Here is a 22,200-nt window from a genome sequence, read left to right on the forward strand (position 1 = left end):
CGTGCGTCACACGCTCAGCGACGAGCCCCGAGGAGCCGCCCCGTGATCGACCCGACCAGCACCGTGTCCTCCCTGCTGCGCACCCACGCCACCGAACGCCCGGACGACGAGGCCCTGCGCTTCGGCGACGTCCGCCGCACCTGGTCCGAGCTGGACGTCCGGGTGCGCAGGCTCGCGGCGGCCCTGCGCGCGGAGGGCATCGGCCCGGGTGACCGGGTCGCGGTGCTGGACCTCAACCACCCGTCGTGCCTGGAGCTGTCGCTGGCGTGCGCGTGGATCGGCGCGGCGAACGCGGTCGTGAACTTCCGGCTCGCCCCGCCGGAGATCGTCTACGTGATCGGCGACGCCCGGGCGCGGCTGCTGCTGGTCGGCCCGGAGTTCGCCGGGGCGGTCGGGCAGCTGCGGGAGAAGCTCGGCGCGGTGGAGCGGGTGCTCCACGTGGGCGGGGAGGCCGACGAGTACGAGGCGTTCCTCGCCGCGCACGAGCCGGACACCGACCCCTACGACGCCGGCCCCGGCGACTGCTTCGTGCAGCTCTACACCTCGGGCACCACCGGGTTCCCGAAGGGCGCGATGCTCACCCACGGCGCGATGCTGGCGCACGCCGCGCACGTCGCCGCGGACTTCGAGCTGACCCCGACCGACGTCGTGCAGGTCGCGATGCCGCTGTTCCACGTCGGCGGGACCAGCTACGCCTTCCTCGCCCTCGCCCAGGGCGCGCGGATCGTGATGGCCCGGATGCCCGACCCGGCGGCGCTGCTGGACATGGTCGCCGCGGAGGGCATCACGCACACGTTCTGGGTGCCCGCGCTGATGGGTGCGATGACCCAGGTGCCGGGTGCGGCCGACCGCGACTGCTCGTCGCTGCGGGCCATCTCCTACGGCGCCTCGCCGATGCCGCTGCCGGTGATGCGGGCGTCGCTGGCGCTGTTCGGCCCGAAGCTGCACCAGGTCTACGGAATGACCGAGGCCTGCGGCGTGGTCAGCTCGCTGGGCCCGGAGGACCACGGGGACCCGGCCGTGGAGCACCGGCTGGTGTCGGCGGGCAAGCCCATCACCGGCTGCACGATCGAGGTGCGCGACCCGGCGACGGGCGAGCGGCTCGGCACGGACGAGCCCGGGGAGATCTGGGTGCGGACCGACCAGCTGATGAGCGGCTACTGGGACAAGCCGGAGGCGACGGCGGCGGCGATCACCCCGGACGGGTGGCTGCGGTCCGGCGACGGCGGCCACATCGACGCCGACGGCTACGTCTACGTCACCGACCGGATCAAGGACATGATCGTCTCGGGTGGGGAGAACGTGTACCCGGCCGAGATCGAGCGGGTGCTCGCCGAGCATCCGAGCGTCGGTGACGTCGCCGTCATCGGGGTGCCCGACGACCGGGGCGAGGTCCCGAAGGCCTGCGTGGTGGCCGCTCCGGGGGCGACCGTCGACCCCGAGGAGCTGCTCGTTCACGCGCGCGCCCACCTGGCGTCGTTCAAGTGTCCGAAGACCGTCGACGTCCTGACGGAGCTCCCCCGCAACCCGACCGGCAAGATCCTCAAGAAGGATCTCCGGGCACCGTTCTGGGCGGGCCGGGAGCGCAGCACCGTCTGACGTGGCGCCGGTCTCATACTGAGACACGCCGAAACTTGACCGACTCAAGAAAAGCGGGCAGTGTCGCCGCCGTGTCGAACGCATCGGACTACGAGGGCATGTTGCGCGCAGCGTCGCTGCGCGTGACGCGTCCTCGCCTGGCCGTGCTGCAGGCGGTGCACTCCCACCAGCACGCGGACACGGAGTCGATCATCCGTGTCGTGCGGGAGGACCTCGGGGAGGTGTCGCACCAGGCCGTCTACGACGTGCTGCGTGCGCTGCACTCCTCCGGGCTGGTCCGCAGGATCCAGCCCACCGGTTCCGTCGCGCGGTACGAGGCGCGGGTCGGCGACAACCACCACCACGTGGTGTGCCGGTCCTGTGGCGCCATCGCCGACGTCGACTGCGCCGTCGGCTCCGCACCCTGTCTCACCGCCTCCGACGACAGCGGCTTCGTGATCGACGAGGCCGAGGTCGTCTACTGGGGCCGGTGCCCCGACTGCTCATCCACTGATCCCGAGAGGATGTCCCGTGTCTGACGAGCACCCCACCGTCGAGAGCGAGATGAACCGCGAGCAGGACGGCGGTTGCCCCGTCGCCGCCGGCCGCATCGCGCACCCCACCGAGGGTGGCGGCAACCAGAGCTGGTGGCCCAACCAGCTCAACCTGAAGATCCTGCGCAAGCACGCTCCCGCCGCGGACCCGATGGACGACGGCTTCGACTACGCCGCGGCGTTCGCGACCGTCGACCTCGACGAGCTCGCCCGCGACGTCGACGCCGTCATCACCACCTCGCAGGACTGGTGGCCCGCCGACCACGGCAGCTACGCCGGGTTCTTCATCCGGATGGCCTGGCACTCGGCCGGCACCTACCGGACCTACGACGGCCGCGGTGGCGCCGGCGCCGGCATGCAGCGCTTCGCCCCGCTGAACAGCTGGCCCGACAACGGCAACCTGGACAAGGCCCGCCGGCTGCTCTGGCCGGTCAAGCAGAAGTGGGGCAGCAAGGTCTCCTGGGCCGACCTGATGGTCTTCGCGGGCAACCGCGCCCACGAGATCTCGGGCTTCCCGATGTTCGGCTTCGCCGGCGGCCGCGCCGACGTGTGGGAGCCGGAGGAGGACGTCTACTGGGGCTCGGAGAACGTCTGGCTGGGCAACGAGGCGCGCTACGGCGGCAACAAGGACATCGCGCACCGCGAGCTGGAGAAGCCGCTCGGCGCGTCGCACATGGGTCTGATCTACGTCAACCCGGAGGGCCCCGACACCAGCGGTGACCCGATCGCCGCGGCCCGCGACATCCGCGAGACCTTCGGCCGGATGGCGATGAACGACGAGGAGACCGCCGCGCTGATCGTCGGCGGGCACACCCTCGGCAAGACCCACGGCGCCGCCAACCCGGACGAGAACGGCAACGTCGGCCCCGAGCCGGAGGCCGCCGACATCACCGAGCAGGGCCTGGGCTGGAAGCAGAGCTTCAAGTCCGGCAAGGGCCGTGACGCCATCACCTCCGGGCTCGAGGTCATCTGGACCCGCACCCCGAACCGGTGGAGCCACGACTACCTCAAGCACCTCTACGCCTACGAGTGGGTGCCGGAGAAGTCCCCGGCCGGGGCGAACCAGTTCGTCGCCAAGGACGCCGAGGACATCATCCCCGACCCCGAGGCCGGGCAGCCGAACCGCAAGCCGCGGATGCTGGTCACCGACGTCTCGATGCGGGTCGACCCGGTCTACGGCGAGATCACCCGCCGCTGGCTGGACAACCCGTCCGAGTTCGAGGACACCTACCGTCGCGCCTGGTACAAGCTGACCCACCGCGACATGGGCCCGAAGGAGCGCTACATCGGCGCCTGGGTGCCGACCGAGGAGCTGCTCTGGCAGGACCCGGTCCCGGCCGTGGACCACGAGCTCGTCTCCGCCGACGACGTCGCGTCGATCAAGGCGAAGGTGCTGGAGTCCGGCCTGTCGGTCAGCGACCTGGTCAAGACCGCCTGGGCCGCGGCCTCGTCGTTCCGCCAGTCCGACAAGCGCGGTGGCGCCAACGGCGGCCGCATCCGCCTCGAGCCGCAGCTGCAGTGGGAGGTCAACGACCCCGACACGCTGCGCACCGTGATCTCGACGCTGGAGTCGATCCAGTCCGACGTCAACGGCTCGCTCACCGGTGGCCGGAAGATCTCCTTCGCCGACCTGGTCGTGCTGGCCGGTGCCGCCGCGGTGGAGAAGGCCGCCAAGGACGCCGGGCACGACGTCACCGTCCCGTTCGTCCCGGGCCGGACCGACGCCACCCAGGAGAAGACCGACGTCGAGTCGTTCTCCTACCTGGAGCCCACCGCCGACGGCTTCCGCAACTACCGCGGCAAGGGCCACACCCTGCCCGGCGAGTTCCTGCTCGTGGACCGCGCGAACCTGCTCGGCGTCTCCGCCCCGGAGATGACCGTGCTGGTCGGCGGCCTGCGTGTGCTGGGCGCCAACACCGGCGGGTCGACGGCCGGCGTGTTCACCGACAAGGTCGGCACGCTGACCAACGACTTCTTCACCAACCTGCTGGGCTCCGATGTCCAGTGGCGTTCGGTCGCCGGTGACGACGACTCCTTCGAGGCCGTCGACGCCTCCGGGAACGTGAAGTGGACCGGCACCCGGGCCGACCTGGTCTTCGGGTCGAACTCCGAGCTGCGCGCCGTCGCCGAGGTCTACGCCTCCGACGACGCCAAGGAGAAGTTCGTCCGCGACTTCGTCGCCGCGTGGGACAAGGTCATGATGGCCGACCGCTACGACGTCTGATCGTCGCGTAGCAGCACGTCACGACGCCCGGGCCGGGTCACCGGCCCGGGCGTCGTCGTGTCCGGGCCTCGCCGCACACCTCCGTCGAGATGCGCGCACCCCGCACGCCCCTGAGCCGCATCTCGACGCATTCCGGACGCCGAGATGCAGCTCAGCGGGCCGGGGAGATCCACGACTCCCGCTGAGCTGCATCTCGGCGGGTCGGTGCCGGCCAGCGGGCGACCCGTGGAGGGGCGTCAGTGGTGCAGCAGCCGTGGCGCCCAGGTCCCGGCACGCGGGCGGACGGCCCACCACAGCCGGGCGTAGGCGGCGTGCAGGCCGTCGCGCATCCGCGGACGGGGGCAGCGCCGGGCGAGGCGGTGCGCCTCGGCCTCGCGGTGCAGGTCCGCCATCCGCGCCCGCGCGAGACGGGCCCCGTGGTCCTCGATCACGACCCACCTCCCGGCGGCTCTGGCGGGGTGATCTCGCCGGGCGGGCGCGGGAGCCACGTCCCGAAGAAGAACTCGACCGGACGCGCCCCCGGCGGACGGGTGGACGGGTCGTGCTGCCGCTGCTCGAACCGCCGCGAGACGGCGATCAGCTCCTCGTGCAGCGCGCCGAGCTCCTCGGCGGTCATCCAGGTGGAGCCCGCCGAGAACCCGGCGCCCTCGCGCCACTCGGGCGCCTCGGCCCCGGCGCGCCGGAACCACCGCTTCATCTTCTCGGCGACCCGGTCGACGTAGACCTCCGACAGCGTCTCGGCGGCCATCGCGGTCTCGGGCTCCATGCCGTCCTCGACGCCCCAGGACTGCCCGTAGCGGACGAGCTTCCACGGCTTCTCCCGGCCGCGGCCGCCCTCGGCCGGCTCGACGAAGCCGTACTTGGCGAGGATCCCCAGGTGGTAAGCGCAGCTGGCGACGCTCTCGCCGGTGAGCTCGGCGCACCGGGTGGCCGTCGCGGTCCGTTCGAGCCCGATCACCTCCAGCAGCTCCACCCGCAGCGGATGGGACAGCGCACGCAGCCGCGCGGGGTCGGTGAGGGTGTAGGGCTCCTTCGGCACGGGAGTCAAGGTATCTTTATCAAGACATCTTGAGCAAGAGGCCTTGACTCAAGTTCGAACGCCGAGATGTAGCTCAGCGGGCCGGGAAGATCCACAAATCCCGCTGAGCTGCATCTCGGCGATCGGCCCGCGGCCTGGCACCCCCGGGCAAAGCGCCGGCGGCACACGCGGAGGCGGCGGGTCACCCCAGCCCGTCGAGCACCCCCGCGAGCCCCGAGGGCTCGGACAGCATCGGCCAGTGCCCCGTCGGGAGCGCGACGAGCGTCCACTCCGGACCGCCCATCTCCGCGAACCCGGGGACGCCCGCGTCGATCAGCTCCCGGACGTCGTCGGGCGCGAAGCTGCAGGCCACGACGGTCTTGGGCAGCGAGGGGTCGGGCGTCCCGCGACGCGCGCCGGTGAGCACCACTCCGGGCGGCTCGGCCACCGAGCGGGCGCGGACGTCGTCGAACACCGCGTCGGGGACGCCGGCGGTGCTGCTGCCGCCGGCGTCGAGCTCGGCGCGGGCCGGCATCGGCAGCGCGCCGTGCTCGGCGAGGGTCGCCCGGGTCGCGGCCTGCGCGTCGGGCGGGGTGAAGTCGATCTGCGCGACGCCGTCGGGCAGCGGGCCGGTGTCGACGAACACCAGGTGCGCGAGCCGGCCCCGGGCGCGCTCGGCCACCGCGGCGCAGACCGGGCCCGCGCCGCTGTGGGCGACCAAGACGACCGGGTCGCCCGCGCCGCCGAGGGCGGTGAGCACCTCGTCGACGCGGGTCTCCGCGGTCGCACCGGGCTCGTGGCCGAGGTCGAGCGCGGCCACGTCGTGCCCGCGGGCGCGCAGGTCGTCCGCGACCGCGTCCCACGCCGTCGCGTCGATCCAGAAACCGGGGACCAGGAGGTAGCTCGTCATGCCACGAGCCTGGCGGCGGACGAGGACGGTTCCGGTCCTCGTCCTACTTCTTCTGCTGCTGCGCCTTCAACCGCGCGGCCTCGCGCTGGCTCTCGGCGCGGGTGGCGCGCTCGCGCGCGAGCCACTCGGGCTCCTCGGACTTGATCGCGGCGATCTGCTCGGTGGTCAGCGGCTCGGTGATCCCGGCGCGGGCCAGTCCCGAGATCGACACCCCGAGCCGGTCCGCGACGACCGGGCGCGGGTGCGGCCCGGTGGTGCGCAGCTCGCGCAGCCACTCCGGCGGGTCGGCCTGCAGGGCGTCGAGCTCGTCGCGCGAGACGACCCCCTCGCGGAAGTCGGCCGGGGTGGCGTCGAGGAGCACGCCGAGCTTCTTCGCCGCGGTCGCGGGCTTCATCGTCTGGGCGGACCTCTGGCGCGTCATGTCACCAGGCTATGCGGCTAGCCTCGACCGGTGACCGCCACGTCCTTCCACCTCGGCTACGTCCCGGGCGTCACGCCCGGCAAGTGGACCCGGATGTGGGCCGAGCGCCGCCCCGGGGTCCCCCTGGAGCTGCACACGGTGACCGCCGCCGAGGCCGCGGACCTGGTCCGCGCGGGCACGGTGGACGCCGCCGTCGCCCGGCTGCCGATCGACCGGACCGGGCTGCACGCGATCCCGCTCTACACCGAGACGACCGTGGTGGTCGTCCCGAAGGAGCACGTGGTGACCGCGGCCGACGAGGTGACCGTCGCCGACCTGGCCGACGAGATCGTCCTGCGCACCGGCGACGACACGCTCGACTGGCCCGACGGGCCGCCCGGCCGGGCCGCGGACCACGCCCCGCCGACGACGGCCGAGGCGGTCGACATCGTCGCCGCGGGGGTCGGGGTGCTGGTCGTCCCGCAGTCGCTGGCCCGGCTGCACCACCGCCGGGACCTCACCTACCGGCCGCTGGTCGACGCCCCGGGCTCCGGCGTCGCGCTGACCTGGCCGGACGCGGAGAACAGCGACCTGATGGAGGAGTTCATCGGGATCGTGCGCGGCCGCTCGGCGCACAGCACCCGGACCCGCCGCAGCGAGCCCCCGGCGGCACCGGCGCCGCGCGCCCCGTCGACGGCGGGGAAGCGGCGGCCGGCCCGGCGTCGCCGCTAGGACCCGGACACGACGACGCCCCCGGTGCACGGGGCACCGGGGGCGTCGGACGTATGACGCGGAGGGGTCAGGCCGCGGCGGCGGCCGGCTTCTTCGAGAGCTTCTCGAGGCGACGCGTGGTGGGCCAGCGGACCGCGGTCGCCCAGCCGAGCTTCTCGAAGCCCCGGATGACGACGGCCGAGATGTCGATCTGGCCCTTCTTCACACCGTGCCGGGCGCAGGTCGGGTCGGCGTGGTGCAGGTTGTGCCAGGACTCGCCGAAGGACAGGACCGCCAGCCACCAGACGTTGGCGGACTTGTCACGGGAGGCGAAGGGACGCTCGCCCCAGATGTGGCAGATCGAGTTGATCGACCAGGTGACGTGGTGCAGCACCGCGACGCGGACCAGGCCGGCCCAGAAGAACGCGGTGAACGCGCCCCACCAGGACATGGTGACCAGGCCGCCGACGAGCGCCGGGCCCGCCAGGCTGAACACGACGATCAGCGGGAACGCCTTCTCCACGCGCATCATGTCGCGGTCCTCGAGCAGGTCCGGCGCGAACCGCTTCATGTTCGTGAGGTCGCGGTTGAAGATCCAGCCCATGTGCGAGTGCCAGAAGCCCTTGACCAGCGCCTTCGCACCGGTGCCGTAGAGCCACGGCGAGTGCGGGTCGCCCTCCTTGTCGGAGAACGCGTGGTGGCGGCGGTGGTCGCCGACCCAGTCGAGCACGCTGCCCTGCAGCGAGATGCTGCCGGCGACCGCCAGCGCGATCCGCAGCGCCCGGTTCGCCTTGAACGAGCCGTGGGTGAAGTAGCGGTGGAAACCGACCGTCACACCCAGGCCGCTGACCAGGTAGAACACGACGAACAGCGCGACGTCGACCCACCCGAGGCCCCAGCCCCACGCGAGCGGGACGGCGGCGAACAGCGCGAGCGTCGGGAGGACGACGAACAGTCCGACCAGGAACATCGCGCCGGGCGGGCGCTGCCCGTCGACGATCGGCGCGGGCGTCCGCTTCGCGGGCGTGCTGCGGGGTGGTGCGGCCTCGAGCGTCATGGCTCCACTGTCCCGGCGGCGCTACCCACCGGGCAGTGCGGCTAACCCCCCTGTTGCGATTCGGGTTCCGCTCCCCGGTCCGGACTTGACCGACGAGTAACTTGTGAGTACTGAACGGGGAGTGAAGCTCTCCACCGTCCTCCCCTACGGCGACGACCCGATCCGCAACGCGGACGCCGTCACCGACATGGAACGCGCCGGCCTCGACGTCGTCTGGGCCGCCGAGGCCTACTCCTTCGACGCCGTCTCCCTGCTCGGCTACCTCGCCGCGCGTACCGAGCGGCTCGAGATCGGCTCGGCGATCCTGCCGATCTACTCGCGCACCCCGACCCTGACCGCGATGACCGCGGCCGGCCTCGACGCCCTGTCCGACGGCCGGTTCAGCCTCGGCCTCGGCGCGTCCGGCCCGCAGGTCATCGAGGGCTTCCACGGCGTCGCCTACGACAAGCCGATCGGGCGCACCCGGGAGATCATCGAGATCTGCCGCAAGGTCTGGAAGCGGGAGGAGAAGCTCACCAACGACGGGCTCTACCCGATCCCGCTGCCCGGCGGCACCGGCCTCGGCAAGCCGCTGAAGATCATCAACCACCCGAAGCGCGCCGACATCCCGATCTGGGTGGCCGCGCTGGGCGAGAAGAACCTGCAGATGACCGCCGAGCTCGCGAACGGCTGGCTGCCGCACGTCGTGCTGCCGGAGAAGATCCAGGAGGTCTTCGGGCCCGCCCTGGAGGCCGGCTACGCCAAGCGCGCCCCCGAGCTGGGTCCGCTGCAGATCACCGGCGGCGGGATCGTCGCCCTGGAGGAGGAGTTCTTCGAGCCGGCCCGCCAGGCCGCCCGCGGCCTCTACGCGCTCTACATCGGCGGCATGGGCGCGCGCGGCAAGAACTTCTACAACACCGTCTTCGCCAAGCAGGGCTACGCCGACGCGGCGAAGACCGTGCAGGACCTCTACCTGGACGGGAAGAAGGAGGAGGCCATGGCCGCCCTCCCCGCCGACTTCATCGACAAGGTCACCCTGATCGGCTCCGAGGGCCACGTCCGCGAGCGGATCGCGGCGCTGCAGGAGAACGGGATCACCCACCTGCACGTGAACCCGATGACCAACGACGTGAACCGCACGTTCGAGAAGCTCAAGACCTGGATGTCCTAGGTCCGGGCTTGCCGGGCCCGCGCGGGCGTGCTCATCTGGGTGACATGGTCGACAGCGCTGTTGGTCAGGACGTCGCCCCCGAGGAGTTCGACGCGGTCGTGGTCGGAGCCGGGTTCGCCGGGCTCTACATGCTGCACCGTCTGCGCGGGCTCGGGATGTCCGCCGTCGTGCTGGAACGCGCCGACGGCGTCGGCGGGACCTGGTACTGGAACCGCTACCCGGGCGCGCGGTGCGACTCGGAGAGCTACTACTACTGCTACTCCTTCGACTCCGCGCTGGAGCAGGAGTGGACCTGGACCGAGCGCTACCCGCGCCAGCCGGAGATCAGGGCCTACCTCGACCACGTCGCCGACCGGTTCGACCTGCGCCGGGACATCCGGCTCTCGACCACCGTCACCGGGGCCCGCGCCGACGCCGACGGGCGGGGCTGGACCGTGTCGGTCGAGGACGGCCCCGACCTGCGCTGCCGGTTCCTGGTCACCGCGGTCGGCTGCCTGTCCGCGGCGAACGTGCCGGACCTGCCGGGCCTGGACGACTTCGCCGGGCGCTGGTTCCACACCGGCAGCTGGCCGCACGGGGGCGTCGACGTCGCCGGGCGGCGGGTCGGCGTCGTCGGCACCGGCTCGACCGGGATCCAGGCGATCCCGGTGCTGGCCGAGCAGGCCGCGCACCTGACCGTCTTCCAGCGCACCCCGAACTACTCGATCCCGGCCCGCAACGGCCCGCTGACCGAGGACGAGTCGCGCGCCTACAAGGCCGACTACGACCACATCCGCAAGATCCAGGCCGGGTCCACCAACGGCCACCCGTTCACGATCGACGACCGCTCCGCCCTCGACGACCCCGACGACGAGCGCGAGCGCGTCTACCGGGCCGCCTGGGAGCGCGGCGGGCTGCGGTTCCGCGCGGCGTACCGGGACCTGCTCGCCGACGAGGCCGCCAACGCCACCGCCTCGGAGTTCATCCGCGACCGGATCCGGGAGGTCGTCGAGGACCCGGCGACCGCCGAGGCACTGCTTCCGCACGACCACGGCTTCGCCACCAAGCGCCCGCCGATCGACACCCACTACTTCGAGACCTACAACCGCGACGACGTGACGCTCGTCGACGTCCGGGCCGACCCGGTCGAGGCCGTCGAGCCGGGTGGTCTGCGGCTGCGTTCGGGCGCGCTGCACGAGCTCGACGACCTGGTGTTCGCCACCGGCTTCGACGCGCTGACCGGCCCGCTGCTGCGGCTGGACCCGGTGGGCCCGGACGGCACGGCGCTGAGCGACGCCTGGCGCGCGGGCCCCCGGACCTACCTGGGGCTGGCCGTGTCCGGCTTCCCGAACCTGTTCACCGTCACCGGGCCGTTCAGCCCGTCGGTGCTCACGAACATGCCGACCTCGATCGAGCAGCACGTCGACTGGATCGCCGGCTGCCTGGCGCACCTGCGCGCGACCGGCCGGGACCGGATCGAGGCCGACCCGGTCGCCGAGCGCGACTGGGGCGAGCACAACCGGGCCGCCGCCGACGCGACGCTGCTGCCGCGGGCCGCGTCGTCCTGGTACCTGGGCGCGAACGTGCCGGGCAAGCCGAGCGTGTTCATGCCCTACGCCGGCGGGTTCGCCCGCTATGCCGCGACCTGCGCCGACGTCGCCGCCGACGGCTACCGCGGGTTCCGGCTGTCCGGCCGCGGCGCGGCCGCGTGAGCACCACGCCACCCCCCGACGAGGGGACCTGCGGCATTGCGCCGTTCGGCCCAGTACCGGGGGGTCGCGTCACGGCTCGTAGGCGGGGCGTAGAGAATGTGTGACGTCATCCACGGTTCACGGCGCCCCGGGCAACCCCTGCCGGGGCACCCGCGACAGGACTCGCGACATGACGAGGAGCCCGACTTGCTGGAGCTCGCCATCCGGACCTCCGACGAGCCGATCTCCCCCGGGCAGTACCGGCACACGGCGACGCACGCCTGGTGGATGGGGACCTGCTTCGCCCGCGACGAGCTCTGCGTCCACTACAGCGAGCACCTGGTCCAGCAGTGGACCCCGCTCGACCCGGCCCAGGACTGGCTGCTCGACCGCGAGCTGACCGGCCGCGTGCACTGGCTCAGCGGCGACGGCGCGGCTGCGATCGAGGACGGCTTCGACATCGCCGACCAGTGGCCCACCGGCCGCTTCCGCGCCCCGCACGGCGACTTCTACGCCGCGCTCCACGGCCACCGACCGGCCGCGCGGCCCGGCTCGTGGTCGCATCCCACAGAGGCGTTCCTCGCGGGCCTGCCCCGCGACCCGGCCGCGATGCTGGACCGGCTGATCGCCGACAGCCCGCCCGGCCGCGGCTACACCGGCCCGTGGGTCAGCGCGGTCGACGCGCTGCGGACCTGCCGGGTCCCCGCCGAGCTGCGCGCGGTGCTCTACGCCGCGCTGCGCCGGATGCCGGCCGTCTCCCTCGGCGAGACCGACAACCTCGACGGCGAGCGGCACCCCACCCTCGTCCACGACGACGGGCCGGTCCGCACCGAGCTGCTGATCTCCCCCGTCGACGGGCAGTACGCCGGCGAGCGCGACACCGTCCGCCGACCGGCCCGCGTCGGCCCGCCGGTCGGGACGGTCGTCGCCGAGACGGCGACGCAGACGGCGGTGGTCGGCGTCCTCGGGTCCCCGCCCGGCTTCTGAATCGTGCCGCTCGCCGTCCGCGTGCGGTCGATCACGAAACGATCACGAAGTGGGACCCGGCACACTGCCCGGTCTCGCGTCGAGGGGACTAACCTGGTAGCCGGTCGCGACAAATCGAGCAGCTATCAAGGCGGTTGACGCAGAGTGTCATCGAGCAGTACCTCCCATCAGGCGAGCGACTTCGGTCCGAACGAGTGGCTCGTCGAGGAGATGTACCAGCGCTTCCAGGAGGACCCGTCGGCCGTGGACCCGGCCTGGCACGAGTTCTTCGCCGACTACGGCAAGGACGGTGAGCAGACCTCCTCGTCGTCCGTCGGGACCGAGGAGCCGGCCGACACCTCCTCCGGCAACGGGTCCGCCCCGGCGGCCTCCTCGGGTGGGGTCACCCGCGGCGCGGCCACCGAGGACGACCAGGGCAGCGGGAGCGGCACGGAGACCGGCGCGGCCGGCTCCGGCGACGCCCCGGCCCAGAAGGCCGTGACGAACGGCGGGAAGGCCGGCGGCAAGGGCACCGCCACCTCCCGCGACGTCCCGCCGCCGGTCACCCCGAAGGCCGAGCCGCCGCCCGCCGAGGAGCGCCTGCGCACCGCGAGCGCACCGGCCCCGGCGTCGTCGTCGAACGGGACACCGGCCAAGCCCGCCGCGGGCAGCGGATCCAAGGCCGCGAAGCCGGCGCAGGACGGGGGTGGCGCGACCACCACCCCGCTGCGCGGTGCCGCGAACGCCATCGCCAAGAACATGACGTCGTCCCTCACGCTGCCGACCGCGACCAGCGTCCGTGCGGTCCCGGCCAAGCTGCTGGCCGACAACCGCATCGTCATCAACAACCACCTCAAGCGGACCCGCGGCGGGAAGCTGTCGTTCACGCACCTGATCGGCTACGCGCTGGTCCGGGCCCTGGCCGACTTCCCGAACCTGAACCGGCACTTCGTCGAGACCGACGGCAAGGCCTCGGTCGCGACGCCGGAGCACGTGAACCTCGGCCTGGCCATGGATATGGCGGGCAAGGACGGCAGCCGCACGCTGATCGTCGTGTCGATCAAGGGCTGCGAGAACCTGTCGTTCGCGCAGTTCTGGCAGTCCTACGAGGGCATGGTCCGCAAGGCCCGCGAGGGCAAGCTGACCGCCGAGGACTTCTCCGGCACCACGATCAGCCTCACCAACCCGGGCACGCTCGGCACCAACCACTCGGTGCCGCGGCTGACCGTGGGCCAGGGCGCGATCGTCGGCGTCGGCGCGATGGAGTACCCGGCCGCGTTCCAGGGCGCCTCCGAGGAGCGCCTCGTCGAGCTCGGCATCTCCAAGATCATCACGCTGACCTCGACCTACGACCACCGGATCATCCAGGGCGCCGAGTCCGGCGACTTCCTGCGCCGGATCCACCAGCTGCTCCTCGGCGAGGACGGCTTCTACGACGACATCTTCGCCTCGCTGCGGGTGCCGTACGAGCCGGTCCGCTGGGTGCAGGACTTCCCCGAGGGCGAGGTCGACAAGACCGCCCGCGTGCTGGAGCTGATCGAGTCCTACCGGACCCGCGGCCACCTGATGGCCGACACGGACCCGCTGAACTACCGCCAGCGCCGGCACCCCGACCTCGACGTCCTCAGCCACGGTCTGACCCTGTGGGACCTCGACCGCGACTTCGCGGTCGGTGGGTTCGGCGGCCAGAGCCACATGAAGCTGCGCGACGTGCTCGGCCTGCTGCGCAACTCCTACTGCCGCACCATCGGCACGGAGTACATGCACATCGCCGACCCCGAGCAGCGCAAGTGGCTCGAGGAGCGCATCGAGGTCTCGCACGTCAAGCCGGACTCCTCGGAGCAGAAGTACATCCTGTCCCGGCTGAACGCGGCCGAGGCCTTCGAGACCTTCCTGCAGACCAAGTACGTCGGGCAGAAGCGGTTCTCGCTGGAGGGCGGCGAGACCGTCATCCCGCTGCTCGACGCCGTGCTGGACAAGGCCGCCGAGCGCGAGCTCGACGAGGTCGTCATCGGCATGCCGCACCGTGGCCGGCTCAACGTGCTGGCCAACATCGTCGGCAAGCCGATCAGCCAGATCTTCCGCGAGTTCGAGGGCAACCTCGACCCGGGCCAGGCGCACGGCTCCGGCGACGTGAAGTACCACCTCGGCGCCGAGGGCAAGTACTTCCGCATGTTCGGCGACGGCGAGACCGCGGTCTCGCTGACCGCGAACCCGTCGCACCTGGAGGCCGTGGACCCGGTGCTGGAGGGCATCGTCCGCGCGAAGCAGGACCTGCTCGACAAGGGCGACGGCGGCTTCACCGTGCTGCCGGTGCTCATGCACGGCGACGCGGCGTTCGCCGGCCAGGGTGTCGTCGCCGAGACGCTGAACCTCGCGCTGCTGCGCGGGTACCGCACCGGCGGCACCGTGCACGTCGTCGTCAACAACCAGGTCGGGTTCACCACCGCGCCGGAGCACTCGCGCTCCTCGCAGTACTGCACCGACGTCGCGAAGATGATCGGCGCGCCGGTCTTCCACGTGAACGGCGACGACCCGGAGGCCTGCGTCTGGGTCGCCAAGCTGGCCGTCGAGTACCGCCAGCGCTGGAACAACGACGTCGTGATCGACATGATCTGCTACCGGCGCCGGGGCCACAACGAGGGCGACGACCCCTCGATGACCCAGCCGTCGATGTACGACATCATCGACGCCAAGCGCAGCGTCCGGAAGATCTACACCGAGTCGCTGATCGGCCGTGGTGACATCACCATGGAGGAGGCCGAGCAGGCGCTCAAGGACTTCTCCAACCAGCTCGAGCACGTCTTCAACGAGGTGCGCGAGCTCGAGAAGACCCCGCCGGTGATCTCGCCGTCGATCGAGTCCGAGCAGCTCGTCCCGTCCGACCTCGACACCTCGGTCCCGCTCGAGGTCGTCCACCGGATCGGCGACGTGCACGCCAACCTCCCCGAGGGGTTCGCCGTGCACAAGCGGGTCGAGCCCGTGCTGCGCAAGCGCGAGAAGATGTCCCGCGAGGGCGACGTCGACTGGGCCTTCGCCGAGCTGCTCGCCATCGGCTCGCTGGCGATGGACGGCCGGCTGGTCCGACTGTCCGGTCAGGACTCGCGTCGCGGCACCTTCGTGCAGCGGCACTCGGTCCTGATCGACCGGCACACCGGTGCGGAGTACTTCCCGCTGCGCAACCTGGCCGAGGGGCAGGGCCGGTTCCTGCCCTACGACTCGGCGCTCTCGGAGTTCGCCGCGGTCGGCTTCGAGTACGGCTACTCCGTCGCCAACTCCGACGCGCTCGTCATGTGGGAGGGCCAGTTCGGCGACTTCGTCAACGGCGCCCAGTCGATCATCGACGAGTTCATCTCCTCCGGCGAGGCCAAGTGGGGCCAGCTCTCCGACGTCGCGCTGCTGCTGCCGCACGGCCTGGAGGGCCAGGGCCCCGACCACAGCTCCGGGCGCATCGAGCGCTTCCTGCAGCTGTGCGCCGAGGGCTCGATGACCGTCGCGCTGCCGTCGGACCCGGCGAACTACTTCCACCTGCTGCGCCAGCACACCCTCGACGGGGTGCGCCGGCCGCTGGTGGTGTTCACGCCGAAGTGGATGCTGCGTGCCAAGCAGGTCGTCAGCCCGCTGTCCGACTTCACCGAGGGCCGGTTCCGCCCGGTCATCGACGACCCGGAGCACGCCGGCAAGGGCGACACCGTCTCCGGTGTGAAGCGGGTGCTGTTCTGCTCCGGCAAGATCTACTGGGAGCTGGCCGCGGCCCGCGACAAGCGCCGCAAGAACGGCGACGCAGGCGTGGACGAGGCCGCGCTGGTCCGCGTCGAGCGGCTCTACCCGATGCCGGCCGAGGAGATCGCCGCCGTCCTCGAGCGCTACCCCGAGGCCGCCGGTGACGTCCGCTGGGTCCAGGAGGAGCCGGCCAACCAGGGCTCGTGGCCGTACTACGGCCTGGAGCTGCCGCAGAAGCTGCCCCAGCTGCAGGGCAGCTTCACCCGGGTGTCCCGGCGTCGGATGGCGGCCCCGGCCGCCGGCTCGTCGAAGGTGCACGAGGTCGAGCAGGCCGAGCTGATCGACAAGGCGTTCGCCGGATAACACCACGCACGACGACGGCCCGGTCGGGGATCTCCCCGGCCGGGCCGTCCGTGTCCCGGGGGTCAGGAGCGGCGCAGCGCCCCGGCGACGACCGCGGCGCCGGTCACGACCGGCACGGCCCACTCCGCCACCCGGATCCGGCGGCGCAGCGCGGCGTCCGGGCCCTCCGGCGTCGCGGCGCGGCGGCCCAGCGCCCCGGCCCAGGCGCTCGCGGCCAGCGCGGCACCGGTCAGCGCGGTCCGGGTCGCCGCCGCGGCCGCGACGCCCGGCTCGCGCCGGCGGACCGCGTCGCGCGCCAGCAAGCCCGCCCCGCCCAGCAGGTGCGCCGCCGTCGCGGCGGTGCCGATCCGGCCCCACCCGCCCCAGCCCGCGCCGGCGAGCCGTTCGCGCTCGGCCGGGTCGCCGACCGCGTCCAGCGCGCCGTTGAGGCCGGTGACGCCCATCAGCGAGCCGCCGAACCAGGCGGCCAGGCCGACGTCGTGCAGGGTGCGGGCCACGGGAGGGGTGAGTGCCATGAGAACTCCGGATCGGGGGACGGCGGGGCCGCGCGGGCGCGGCGGTCCGTCGACGCTACCGAGCGCTCCGCGGCGCCGGCCCGTAGGTCAGGCGGCGGAGCAGCGTCTCGGCGGGACCCCGTACGCCGGCCCGGTCGAGCCGGTACGCGACGACGACGGTCAGCAGCCACACCCCGACCGCGACCAGCGACGCCGACCAGCCCGACAGGTGCGCGCCCAGCCCGAGGCCCCAGGCGGTGAGCAGCGGCACGAACAGCAGCGACTGCGCCAGGTAGCCGCTCAGCGAGCGACGGCCGAGCGCGACCAGGGCCCGGACCGGCAGCGGCGCCGTCGGACGGGTGCCGAGCCGGTGCGCGACGAGGCCGAACACCGCCGCGTAGCCGAGCGCGGCGAAGATCCCGGTGGCGATGTGCAGGCCGGCGAACGCACCCGGGTCCGGCAGCGCGACGACGCCGATGTGCACGAGGGCCTGGGCCAGCCCGGCCGACCAGCCGACGGCGATGCCGACGACGGCGATGCGGCGCAGCAGGGGCAGGTGCGCGCCCGGCTCCTCCAGCACGCGGTGCCGCGCGGCGAGCAGCCCGAGCAGCACCGCGGCGGGCATCACCAGCGTCACGAACGCCCCGGGGATCGCCGACACCCACAGCGCGAGCCGCAGCGGCAGCGTCGCGAACCAGTCCGGGGTGGCGAGGGCGAGCTGCTGCGCGGCCGACGTCGGCGTCGTGCCCCCGGTGAACTGCGCCAGCACGCCCATCACCGCGGGGACGGCGACGGCGAGACCGGCCAGGACCCCGGCCCCGATCCGCAGGGTGCGGTCGCTGCGGTGCAGGAACAGCGGCACCAGCACCAGGCCCAGGACGCCGTAGGTGCCGAGGATGTCGCCCTGCCACAGCAGGGCCGCGTGCAGCAGGCCGAGGGCGAGCAGCCACCAGTGCCGGGTGCGCAGCAGCCGCCGCGCCTGCGCGTCGGTGCCGCCGCCGGCGATCCGGCGGGCGTACAGCTGCCCGATGCCGTAGGCGAACAGGAACCCGAACAGTGTCCAGGCGCGGCCGTCGACGGCGGTGATGGTCACGACCTGGGCGATCCGGTCGGCGAGCCCGCCGTCCGCGGCGTGCAGCAGCGTGGCCCCCAGCTCGGAGGTGTAGGCGAACCAGGGCGCGTGGGCCAGTGCGATCAGCAGCAGCATCGCGCCCCGGGCGAGGTCGGGGGCGAGCGCACGGTCACTCACCGGGGTCGGGGCGACGGTCGCGGCGGACGGCGCGGTGGACATGGGATCTCCTCACGAGGCGGTGGGAGACCATCGGAAACGATGCCGTCGCGTCCGGGTCAAGCGGCGGCCGCCGTATCCTCGCCGGCATGTACTTCACCGACCGCGGCATCGAGGAGCTCGTCGACCGGCGCGGCGACGAGCAGGTCAGCGTCGAGTGGCTGGCCGACCGGCTCCGCGCCTTCGTCGACGCGAACCCGCAGTTCGAGACGGCCGTCGAGCGGCTGTCGAGCTTCCTCGCGCGCGACGACGCCGACGACGAGTGACGCCGCGGGGCCGGGAGGGGACTCACCGGCCCCGCGGCGGGCCGGGGGTCAGAACACGACGACGGAGCGGATGACCTCGCCGTCGCGCATGCGGGCGAAGGCGGTCTCCACGTCGTCGATGCCGATCTCCTCGGTGACCATGTCCTGCAGCGGCAGGCGTCCACCGAGGTGCAGCTCGACCAGCCGCGGGAAGTCCCGCGACGGCAGGCACTCGCCGTACCGGCTGGACCGGATCGCGCCGTCCCGGCGGAAGAAGTCGATCAGCGGGAGGTCGGGGACGGTCGCGTCGGGGTGCGGCACCCCGACCAGGACGAGCGTGCCGGAGGGGCGGCGCGCGTAGAAGGCCTGCTTCCACGTCTGAGGCAGCCCGACCGCGTCGATGACGACGTCGGCCCCGGCCCCGCCGGTGAGCTCGCGGACGCGCTCGACGACGTCGGTGTCCCGGGCGTCGACGGTGTGGCCGGCCCCGAACCCGGTCGCCCACTCCAGCTTCCGCGGGTCGGTGTCGATCCCGATGACCGTGGTCGCACCGGCCGTCCGGGCACCGGCGATGGCGGCGTCGCCGACGCCCCCGCACCCGATCACGGCGACCGTGTGTCCGGGCCGGACGCCACCGGTGGTGACCGCGGCACCGAACCCGGTCGTCACCCCGCAGCCGATGAGCCCGGCCACCTGCGGGCTGATCCGCGGGTCGACCTTCGTGCACTGCCCGGCGTGGACGAGGGTCTTCTCGGCGAAGGCCCCGATCCCCATCGCGGTGCCCAGCGGCGTCCCGTCGGTCAGCGTCATCGGGGTGCTCGCGGTGCGCGGCGCCGTACACGACCACGGCTCGGCGTCCCGGCAGGACCGGCAGGCGCCGCAGACCGCGCGCCAGTTGAGGATCACGAAGTCGCCCGGGGCGACGTCGGTGACGCCCTCGCCCACCGACTCGACGACGCCGGCGGCCTCGTGGCCGAGCAGGATCGGGAAGCGGCCGGGGATGCCGCCGTCGCGGAAGTGCACGTCGGTCTGGCAGACCCCGCAGGCCTGCACGCGGACCACGGCCTCGTCGGGTCCGGGGTCGGGCACCACGACGGTCTCCACGGTGACCGGCTTGCCCAGGTCGAGGGCGACGACGCCGCGGACCTCCTGGCTCATGACGTGCTCCTGTCGTGTTCTCGTGATCCGGCCGGGAGCGCTCCCAGCCGGGGTAGGACGTGCTCGCCGAGCAGTGCGACGGTGCGGCGGGCCACCTCGGCCGGCATCGGGTGCGGCGCGACCCGCACCTGGATCTGGGAGACGCCGGCCCGCCGGTGGTCACGGAGCCGGGAGAGGACCTCGTCCGGGGTGCCGACGAGCACCGGGTCGGGATCACCGTCGGCCCGGCCCACGTCCCACAGCCCGCGGGAGCGGTAGTAGTCCCGCAGCCCGCCGAGGTGCTGCGCGGCGTGGTCGCGGGCCCGGTCGCCGTCGGTGTCGACGACGCAGATGCGGTTGGCCGCGACGGTGCCGGTGCCGCCGGCGTCCCGGTAGGCCGAGGCCTGCCGGGCCAGGACCCGGTCGGAGTAGTTGGTGGCGGCGTAGTAGCCGTCGGCGGCCGACACCGCGCGGTGCACCGCGGCGGCGCCGGACCCGCCGACGAGGACCGGCGGCCCACCGGCCCGCCACGGCGGGGGGACGGCGCCGCCGCCGTCGCGCCACCGCTCGCGCATCCCGGCCAGCACGGTGTCCAGCAGCGCGCCGCCGGCGCGGTCCGGCCCCCCGAACCTCCCGCGCAGCGGGGGCGGCCCGAGCCCGAGGCCGAGCACCAGCCGTCCCTCGCTGAGCTGGTCGAGCAGCGCGGCCTCGGTCGCGAGCCGGTCCGGGTCCTGCGCGCGCACCAGCAGCACCCCGGTGCCGAGGCCCAGGGTCGTCAGCGGGGCCAGGTGCGCCAGCACGAGCAGCGCCGAGGGCAGGTGGAACGGCTCCGGCCGGGCGTGGAAGCTCTCGCCGAGCCACACCGAGTCGAAGCCCGCCCGCTCGGCGGTCTCCAGCAGCGGCCGGGCGCGGCGCAGCTGCGCGGCGACCGGCCCCATCGCGGGCTCGGACCCGAGGTCGAGGGCCAGCCCCAGGGTCATCGACGGAGACATCGACGGAGACGCCGTCATGCCGTCTCCCGGACCCCGGCCACCAGGTCGGCGGCGGCGCTCGCGAGCAGGCTCGCGTCGTTGCCGCCCACGACGAAGTCCGTGCCGTGGTCGAACGCCGTGCGGATCGCCGCCGGCGCCGCGCCGTAGGCCAGCCCGAACACCTTCCCGGCGCCGTGCGCGGCCGCGCGGGCCGTCCCGATGTGGGCGAGCACGTCGTCCGACGACGGCGTGGATCCCGTCGACAGCGCGAGGTCCGCGGCGCCGACGAACAGCCCGGCGACGGCCGGGAGCGCCGCGATCCGCTCCGCGTCGGCGATCCCGGACTCGGCCTCCAGCTGGACGATCAGCATCGCCTCGTCCCGGCCGAAGCCGAGGTAGTCCGGCGTCGGGCGCCGGCCCCAGTGCCCGGCCCGGCTGGTCCCCCCGGACCCGCGGGTGCCCTCCGGGGGGAAGGAGAACGCCCGGGCCACCGCCTCGGCCTGGGCGAGGGAGTCCACCCGTGGGACGAACAGCCCGCAGGCACCGGCGTCGAGCATCAGCTGCACCGTCGACGGCCGGTGGTCCGGGATCCGGACGAACGGGACCAGCCCGTGCGCCCGCGCCGAGGACAGCAGCCAGGCGGCCGTCTCGATCCCGATCGGGGCGTGCTCCAGGTCGACGACGACGAAGTCGAACCCGGCCCCGGCGACGATCTCCACCGGTTCCGGCGCGGCCAGCTTCAGCCAGGTCCCGAGCGCGCGGGCCCCCGGCCGCAGCACCGCCCGCGGCGACACCGGCCCGGTGCCGGTCACGCCGGGAAGTCCTCGGCGTTGCGCACCCAGCCGGGCTTGGCGGAGAAGTCGGCGCGCGGCGGGCAGAAGATGTCGATCAGCCGGTTCTCCCCCGGGCCGTCGGCCTCGGAGGTGTGCACGGTGGGCGGCGGGATGACCGTCAGCGAGGGGCTGCCGACGCCGACGTGCTCGTCCTCGCGCCAGTGGTTGCGGTCGGTGACCCAGGGCGTGCGGATGTGGTGGGTGTAGTGGCCGTGGGTCGCCAGCGAGTACTGCTCGAAGTCGTCGTGGTGGTGCGGGGAGAGCGTGTCGGCCGGGCGCGGCCCGTCGTGCGCGGCCAGCAGGTTGACCATGAACGAACGGCTGCGGAAGATCCGTCCGAACCTCCCCTGCTCGAGCGGGTGGTCCTCGGCCCGGTAGAACCGCACCCGCTCCGGCCCGGGCGGGGCCGGCCACGGCTCGGCCGGTGCGACCCGGGGCGACGGCTCGGCGAACGCGGCGGCGTTGCTCGCGCGCCCGGCCCAGCCCGGCTCGTCGCTGCGGACCAGCAGGGTCAGGTCGGCGGTGCCGGTGTTGTCGATCCGCACGGCGCCGGGCGGCAGGACCGCGACGCCGTGCCCGGCGAGCGCGGTGCTGGCGCCCTCCCAGGTGACGTCGGCGGCCGCCGCGGTGTCGGTGAGGATCAGGACCGTCTCCGAGGAGAAGGTGGTGTCGGCGACCGTGCCGGGCCTGCGGGCGGCGACGTGGTGCACCACGGCGTTCTGGCCCCGCGTCGTCCAGGTGTCCCCCGCGTCGGTCGTGGTCGCGGGCAGCGCGGTGAAGTCGAGGTACTGGGCGGCGGCAATGGGCCGGGTCCGGTCGATCCCGGCGGCCTGGGACGCGAGGGTGCGGCGCGGGTCGGTGGTGGGGGTGAGCTCGGTGGTCACGGGAGTCCTCCTGTGCGGTCGGCG

The 22,200-nt window shown here is 73.3% G+C and carries 20 protein-coding genes; 9 read left to right on the top strand and 11 right to left on the bottom strand.

Annotated features, from left to right (window positions below):
- Positions 1-42 precede the first annotated feature (42 nt).
- The 3 genes from DMP17_RS41465 (at position 43) to katG (ending at position 4,356) form a co-directional block, all read left to right on the top strand.
- Complete coding sequence (locus tag DMP17_RS41465) at positions 43-1,599, top strand: long-chain-fatty-acid--CoA ligase (protein WP_337832397.1); 1,557 nt, start codon at positions 43-45, stop codon at positions 1,597-1,599.
- 98 nt (positions 1,600-1,697) lie between these two features.
- A complete protein-coding gene (locus DMP17_RS41470; RefSeq protein WP_443217998.1) occupies positions 1,698-2,117 on the top strand; it encodes a Fur family transcriptional regulator in 420 nt (139 codons plus the stop codon).
- Complete coding sequence (katG, locus tag DMP17_RS41475) at positions 2,110-4,356, top strand: catalase/peroxidase HPI (protein WP_443217955.1); 2,247 nt, start codon at positions 2,110-2,112, stop codon at positions 4,354-4,356. The genes DMP17_RS41470 and katG overlap by 8 nt, the downstream gene beginning before the upstream one ends.
- Before the next feature lie 236 nt (positions 4,357-4,592).
- Here the strand turns inward: katG and DMP17_RS41480 are convergent, their stop codons facing one another.
- From DMP17_RS41480 to DMP17_RS41495, 4 genes are all read right to left on the bottom strand, one after another.
- Positions 4,593-4,787, bottom strand: coding sequence for a hypothetical protein (locus DMP17_RS41480; RefSeq protein WP_062397453.1), 195 nt, complete (start codon positions 4,785-4,787; stop codon positions 4,593-4,595).
- The gene (locus tag DMP17_RS41485; RefSeq protein ID WP_226350025.1) at positions 4,784-5,395 is read right to left on the bottom strand and encodes a winged helix-turn-helix domain-containing protein; all 612 of its coding nucleotides are present in this window, start codon (positions 5,393-5,395) and stop codon (positions 4,784-4,786) included. Before DMP17_RS41485 ends, DMP17_RS41480 begins: the two co-directional genes overlap by 4 nt.
- Before the next feature lie 181 nt (positions 5,396-5,576).
- The gene (locus DMP17_RS41490; RefSeq protein ID WP_337832399.1) at positions 5,577-6,284 is read right to left on the bottom strand and encodes an alpha/beta hydrolase; all 708 of its coding nucleotides are present in this window, start codon (positions 6,282-6,284) and stop codon (positions 5,577-5,579) included.
- Between the two features lie 43 nt (positions 6,285-6,327).
- Positions 6,328-6,705, bottom strand: a complete 378-nt coding sequence (locus DMP17_RS41495) for a DUF5997 family protein (protein ID WP_062397456.1) — start codon at positions 6,703-6,705, stop codon at positions 6,328-6,330.
- Positions 6,706-6,735: 30 nt separating this feature from the next.
- Here DMP17_RS41495 and DMP17_RS41500 point away from each other — a divergent pair, with 30 nt between their 5' ends.
- Complete coding sequence (locus DMP17_RS41500) at positions 6,736-7,416, top strand: LysR substrate-binding domain-containing protein (RefSeq protein ID WP_443217956.1); 681 nt, start codon at positions 6,736-6,738, stop codon at positions 7,414-7,416.
- 67 nt (positions 7,417-7,483) lie between these two features.
- Here the strand turns inward: DMP17_RS41500 and DMP17_RS41505 are convergent, their stop codons facing one another.
- On the bottom strand, positions 7,484-8,452 hold the full coding sequence (locus tag DMP17_RS41505) for an acyl-CoA desaturase (protein ID WP_226350023.1): 969 nt from the start codon (positions 8,450-8,452) through the stop codon (positions 7,484-7,486).
- Between the two features lie 121 nt (positions 8,453-8,573).
- On the opposite strand from DMP17_RS41505, the gene DMP17_RS41510 reads away from it, so the two are divergent.
- From DMP17_RS41510 to DMP17_RS41525, 4 genes are all read left to right on the top strand, one after another.
- Entirely contained in the window at positions 8,574-9,602 is a 1,029-nt protein-coding gene (locus tag DMP17_RS41510) for an LLM class F420-dependent oxidoreductase (protein ID WP_226350022.1), read from the top strand.
- 44 nt (positions 9,603-9,646) lie between these two features.
- Positions 9,647-11,293, top strand: coding sequence for a flavin-containing monooxygenase (locus tag DMP17_RS41515; protein WP_337832400.1), 1,647 nt, complete (start codon positions 9,647-9,649; stop codon positions 11,291-11,293).
- 186 nt (positions 11,294-11,479) lie between these two features.
- A complete protein-coding gene (locus DMP17_RS41520) occupies positions 11,480-12,259 on the top strand; it encodes a hypothetical protein (protein WP_337832401.1) in 780 nt (259 codons plus the stop codon).
- 144 nt (positions 12,260-12,403) lie between these two features.
- A complete protein-coding gene (locus DMP17_RS41525) occupies positions 12,404-16,324 on the top strand; it encodes a multifunctional oxoglutarate decarboxylase/oxoglutarate dehydrogenase thiamine pyrophosphate-binding subunit/dihydrolipoyllysine-residue succinyltransferase subunit (RefSeq protein WP_337832402.1) in 3,921 nt (1,306 codons plus the stop codon).
- Between the two features lie 62 nt (positions 16,325-16,386).
- Here the strand turns inward: DMP17_RS41525 and DMP17_RS41530 are convergent, their stop codons facing one another.
- Both DMP17_RS41530 and DMP17_RS41535 read right to left on the bottom strand, forming a co-directional pair.
- Positions 16,387-16,839, bottom strand: a complete 453-nt coding sequence (locus tag DMP17_RS41530) for a hypothetical protein (RefSeq protein WP_224401521.1) — start codon at positions 16,837-16,839, stop codon at positions 16,387-16,389.
- A 55-nt stretch (positions 16,840-16,894) separates the two neighbouring features.
- Positions 16,895-18,109, bottom strand: a complete 1,215-nt coding sequence (locus tag DMP17_RS41535; protein ID WP_337832403.1) for a DUF418 domain-containing protein — start codon at positions 18,107-18,109, stop codon at positions 16,895-16,897.
- A gap of 86 nt (positions 18,110-18,195) precedes the next feature.
- Here DMP17_RS41535 and DMP17_RS41540 point away from each other — a divergent pair, with 86 nt between their 5' ends.
- Positions 18,196-18,372 (top strand): DUF6104 family protein, encoded by a 177-nt coding sequence (locus DMP17_RS41540; protein ID WP_020623156.1) that lies wholly within the window; start codon positions 18,196-18,198, stop codon positions 18,370-18,372.
- Between the two features lie 48 nt (positions 18,373-18,420).
- Here the strand turns inward: DMP17_RS41540 and DMP17_RS41545 are convergent, their stop codons facing one another.
- Genes DMP17_RS41545 through DMP17_RS41560 form a run of 4 tightly spaced genes read right to left on the bottom strand, consistent with a single transcriptional unit; the run spans position 18,421 to position 22,176 of the window.
- Positions 18,421-19,509 carry an S-(hydroxymethyl)mycothiol dehydrogenase gene (locus tag DMP17_RS41545; RefSeq protein WP_337832404.1) on the bottom strand — a complete coding sequence of 363 codons (1,089 nt, stop codon included), beginning with the start codon at positions 19,507-19,509 and terminating at the stop codon, positions 18,421-18,423.
- Positions 19,506-20,498 (bottom strand): LLM class flavin-dependent oxidoreductase, encoded by a 993-nt coding sequence (locus tag DMP17_RS41550; RefSeq protein ID WP_226367504.1) that lies wholly within the window; start codon positions 20,496-20,498, stop codon positions 19,506-19,508. Before DMP17_RS41550 ends, DMP17_RS41545 begins: the two co-directional genes overlap by 4 nt.
- Positions 20,495-21,271, bottom strand: coding sequence for an HpcH/HpaI aldolase family protein (locus DMP17_RS41555; RefSeq protein WP_226367505.1), 777 nt, complete (start codon positions 21,269-21,271; stop codon positions 20,495-20,497). The genes DMP17_RS41550 and DMP17_RS41555 overlap by 4 nt, the downstream gene beginning before the upstream one ends.
- Positions 21,268-22,176: a hypothetical protein gene (locus tag DMP17_RS41560; protein WP_337832405.1), complete on the bottom strand. Its 909-nt coding sequence runs from the start codon at positions 22,174-22,176 to the stop codon at positions 21,268-21,270. The genes DMP17_RS41555 and DMP17_RS41560 overlap by 4 nt, the downstream gene beginning before the upstream one ends.
- Positions 22,177-22,200: the final 24 nt, after the last annotated feature.

This window comes from Pseudonocardia sp. TMWB2A, assembly GCF_017312135.1.